The organism is Nonomuraea sp. NPDC049784 (assembly GCF_040659615.1).
Taxonomy (GTDB): Bacteria; Actinomycetota; Actinomycetes; order Streptosporangiales; family Streptosporangiaceae; genus Nonomuraea.
In genome coordinates, this window is record NZ_JBFAMX010000843.1 from 1 (window position 1) to 3,536 (window position 3,536).

General features: G+C 70.5%; 2 protein-coding genes. Both read right to left on the reverse strand.

Features of this window, described 5'->3' with window-relative positions:
- A partial coding sequence (locus AB0J09_RS59580) for a condensation domain-containing protein (RefSeq protein WP_360712434.1) occupies positions 1-1,428 on the reverse strand: 1,428 nt, incomplete at its 3' end.
- The coding region (locus AB0J09_RS59585; RefSeq protein ID WP_360712436.1) for a condensation domain-containing protein at positions 1,425-3,536 on the reverse strand (2,112 nt) is incomplete at its 5' end. The genes AB0J09_RS59585 and AB0J09_RS59580, both read right to left, overlap by 4 nt.

Here is a 3,536-nt window from a genome sequence, read left to right on the forward strand (position 1 = left end):
CGCCACCCACCGAGCGAACAACTCATGCACCCCACCCACACCAGGCACACCCACCCCGGTGGCATTCCACTCCCCAAACCGCTCCTCCCCACCCACCAACGAAAACTCCGACAACCGCCGCCCCGGATCCTCAGCGATCGCGACCAGTAGCCCCGTCAGGTGGTCGGTCATCGCTTCCACGGCCACGGCGTCGAACCGGCCGCGGTCGTAGGTGAGGCCGACGGTGAGCCGATGCCCGGGTGAGGCGATGACGGTGAGGGGGTAGTTCGACTGCTCCCTCGACAGGTTGTCCGTCAGCCTCAGCCCGTCCTCGAGGACCCGGCCGTCGGGCACGTTCTCGAAGACGAAGAGGCTGTCGAACAGCGGCCGGCCCGCTGGCACCTCGCTCCACGATTGCACGTCGAGCAGCGGCGTGTGCTCGTGGCGTCGGGCGGCGACCTGGTCGGCCTGCAGGCGGGCCAGCCACTCGGTGAGGGGGAGATTCTCGTCGACGCGGACCCGGGCCGGGGTGGTGTTGATGAACAGGCCGATCATCGACTCCACGCCGTCGAGTTCCTCGGTGCGCCCGGAGGTGGTCACCCCGAACACGACGTCATCCTCGCCGCTGTAGGCGGACAGGGTCAGCGCCCACGCACCCTGCACCACGGTGTTGAGGGTGAGCCGGTGCCGGCGGGCGACCTCCGCCAAGGCGGCCGTGGTCTCCGGTGAGAGCCGTACGCGGTGGGTTCGGTAGCCCTGCTCTCCCGTGCTCCGTTCGATGCCCAGGGAGGTGGCGGTGGTGACGCCGCTCAGGCGGTCGCGCCAGTACGCCGCTTCCTGACTCCGGTCGCGTCGGCCGAGCCAGGCGACGTAGTCGCGGAACGGCCGGCGATGGGGCAACTGGGGTGCGGTGCCCCTGTGGTAGGCGTGGTAGGCCTCGACCAGTTCGCCCAGCAGGATGGAGACGCTCCAGCCGTCCATGACGAGGTGGTGGTAGCCCAGCACCAGTTGGTGCCGATCCTCCGTCAACCTGATCAGCGTGACGCGCACGAGTGTGGGCCGGTCGAAATCAGCGCCCCTGGCCCGGTCGCGCTGGATGAGCTCTTCCACCGCCGTGGCCTGCTCTGCCTCGTCGAGGCCCCGCCAGTCCAGCACCTCCAGTGGCAGCGGCACCGATCGGGAGACGACCGACACCGGTGTCGGGACGCCCTCGGCCACCACGGTGCTCCTGAGCACGGAATGCCGGGCGAACATCAGCTCCCAGGCACGTACGAACGAGTCGAGGTCCAGGTGCCCTTCGACGAGCAAGGCGTTCTGCACCCAGTACATCCCGCTGTTCGGGGTGAGCCGGGTGTGGAAGAGCATGCCCTGCTGCAGGGCAGTGAGGGGGTAGATGTCCTCGATGCTGTGCGGCTGCTGTCCGGCGCCCGGCCGGGGCGTGGCGGTCATGATCGCCCCGGGAACTCTGCGGCGCCGCCGGCCGGGGTCTGGCCCTGTGGTGGGGAGAAGCCGAGCCGTTGCTGGATGAGGTCGAGCTGGGCCTGATCGAGATCGGCCAGCGGGAAGTCCGACGGGGTGTAGCCGCCGGCTCCCGGGCTGCAGCAGTGGTCGATCACCTGCTCGAGCACCTCCTGGTAGCGCCGCGCGAGCCGTTCGATGGTGGTGGGCTCGTGTACCTGTTCGGAGTAGGTCCAGCCGAGCTCCAGCCGTCCATTCGCGACCCGGCAGTCGAGCTCGACGAGGTGGCCGCGCGGGCCGCGGGCCGCGCGGTCGGGGGCCAGGGAGCCGTTGGTTCGGCGGAACCTGCTCTGGCTGGTTGCGCCCATGTCGATCTGGCCCAGGTAGTTGAGGCTGATCTCCGGCGCGGGCATGGCGGCGAGCGCTCCTTCGACGTCGCCGCCGGCCAGGTGGCGGAGCAGGCCGTGGCCGAATCCTCTGCGGGGCACTCGTTTGAGCTGCTCCTTGGTCTGCTTGAGCGCCGCGCCGAGGTCCTGGAGATAACCCCGCAGGGGGATGACCACCGGGTAGAGCGTGGTGAACCAGCCGACCGTGCGGGAGACATCGAAGCCGGGTCCGACGTCCTCTCGGCCGTGGCCTTCGAGGTCGACCGACACGGTGGGCTCGCCCGTCCATTCGGCGACCACGAGGCCGAGGGCGGTCAGCAACACGTCGTTGATCTGCGTGCGGTAGGCGCCGGGCACCTCGTGCAGGAGCCGGGAGGTCTGCCGCGGGGTCAGTTGCCTGTGCACCGTGCGGGCCGAGGAGAGATCGTTGTCCCCGTCGGCGTGGTCGCGGGGAAGGGGCGCACCGAGCCCGCCGGCCGCGAGCCAGTATCCGGCCTCGGCGGCGAGCTCCGGAGATTCGGCCAGCTCGCTCAGCCGCTCGGCCCAGCGCTGGAAGGAGGTGGTCTTGGCGGCCAGCCGGCTGGGGGTTCCGCGCGCAGCCTGCTCGTAGGCGGATTCCAGGTCCTCGGTGAGGATCCGCCAGGAGACGCCGTCCACGGCGAGGTGGTGGACGACCAGAAGCAGCGCCTGGCCCCGCTCGGTCTGCCGGTCACCGCCGGGCTCGGCCCGTTCGAAGAGCACGGCGCGGAGCAGCGGGCCGTGTTCGAGGCTCAGGCTCTGCTGCGCGGCGATGGCGGCGGCTGTCATCCGCTCTCGCTCCGCGGCCTCGTCCGGCTCCGTCAGCTCGACGATGGTGAGCACGTCGGCCGGTTCGACCGCCTCGATGTGCTGTCGGGCCTGCGTCCCCTCGCCGATGAGCCGCAGGCGCAGCGCGTCGTGGTGCTCCAGCAGTGCGGCCAGCGCCGCCCGCAGCGGTGCGGCCTCGACGCGGGGTTCGATCTCCAGCAAAAGCGACTGGTTGTAGTGGTCGCGCTCGGGCAGCCGGCGCTCGACGAACGCCCGCTGGATCGGCGTGAGTCGGACCTCTCCGGTCACAATCCCCTGTTCGGCCTCCACGAAAGAGGTTTGCCGGGCGACCGCGGCGAGGTCGGCCACCGTCTGGTGCTCGAACAGCTGGCCGGGAGTCACGTGGACGCCGCGCAGCCTCGCTCGCGCCACCACCTGGATGCTGATGATCGAGTCGCCGCCCAGCTCGAAGAAGTTGTCGGACGTGCCGACCCGCTCCAGCCCGAGCACCTCGGCCCAAACCTCGCTCAACACCAGCTCGGCCTCGGTGCGCGGGGCGGCGTACGGCTGCGTGGGATCGGGCTGCGCCGTGTCCGGGGCGGGTAGCGCGGCTCGGTCCAGCTTGCCATTGGGGCTTAGCGGGAGCGACGCCAACTCCACGAACAGAGCGGGGATCATGTAGTCCGGCAACGTGGCAGCCAGGAAGGTGCGCAGCTCGCCGGGGGCGGGCACACCGACGGTGACGTCGCTCGCCACCAGGTAGGCCACCAGCCTGCGATGGCCGCCGTCCTCCCGTGCGACGACGACGGCGGAGGCGATCGCGGGGTGGGTGAGCAGGGCGGTTTCGATCTCGCCCGGCTCGATCCGGAACCCGCGGACCTTGACCTGATAGTCGACCCGGCCCAGATACTCCACCACCCCATCAGC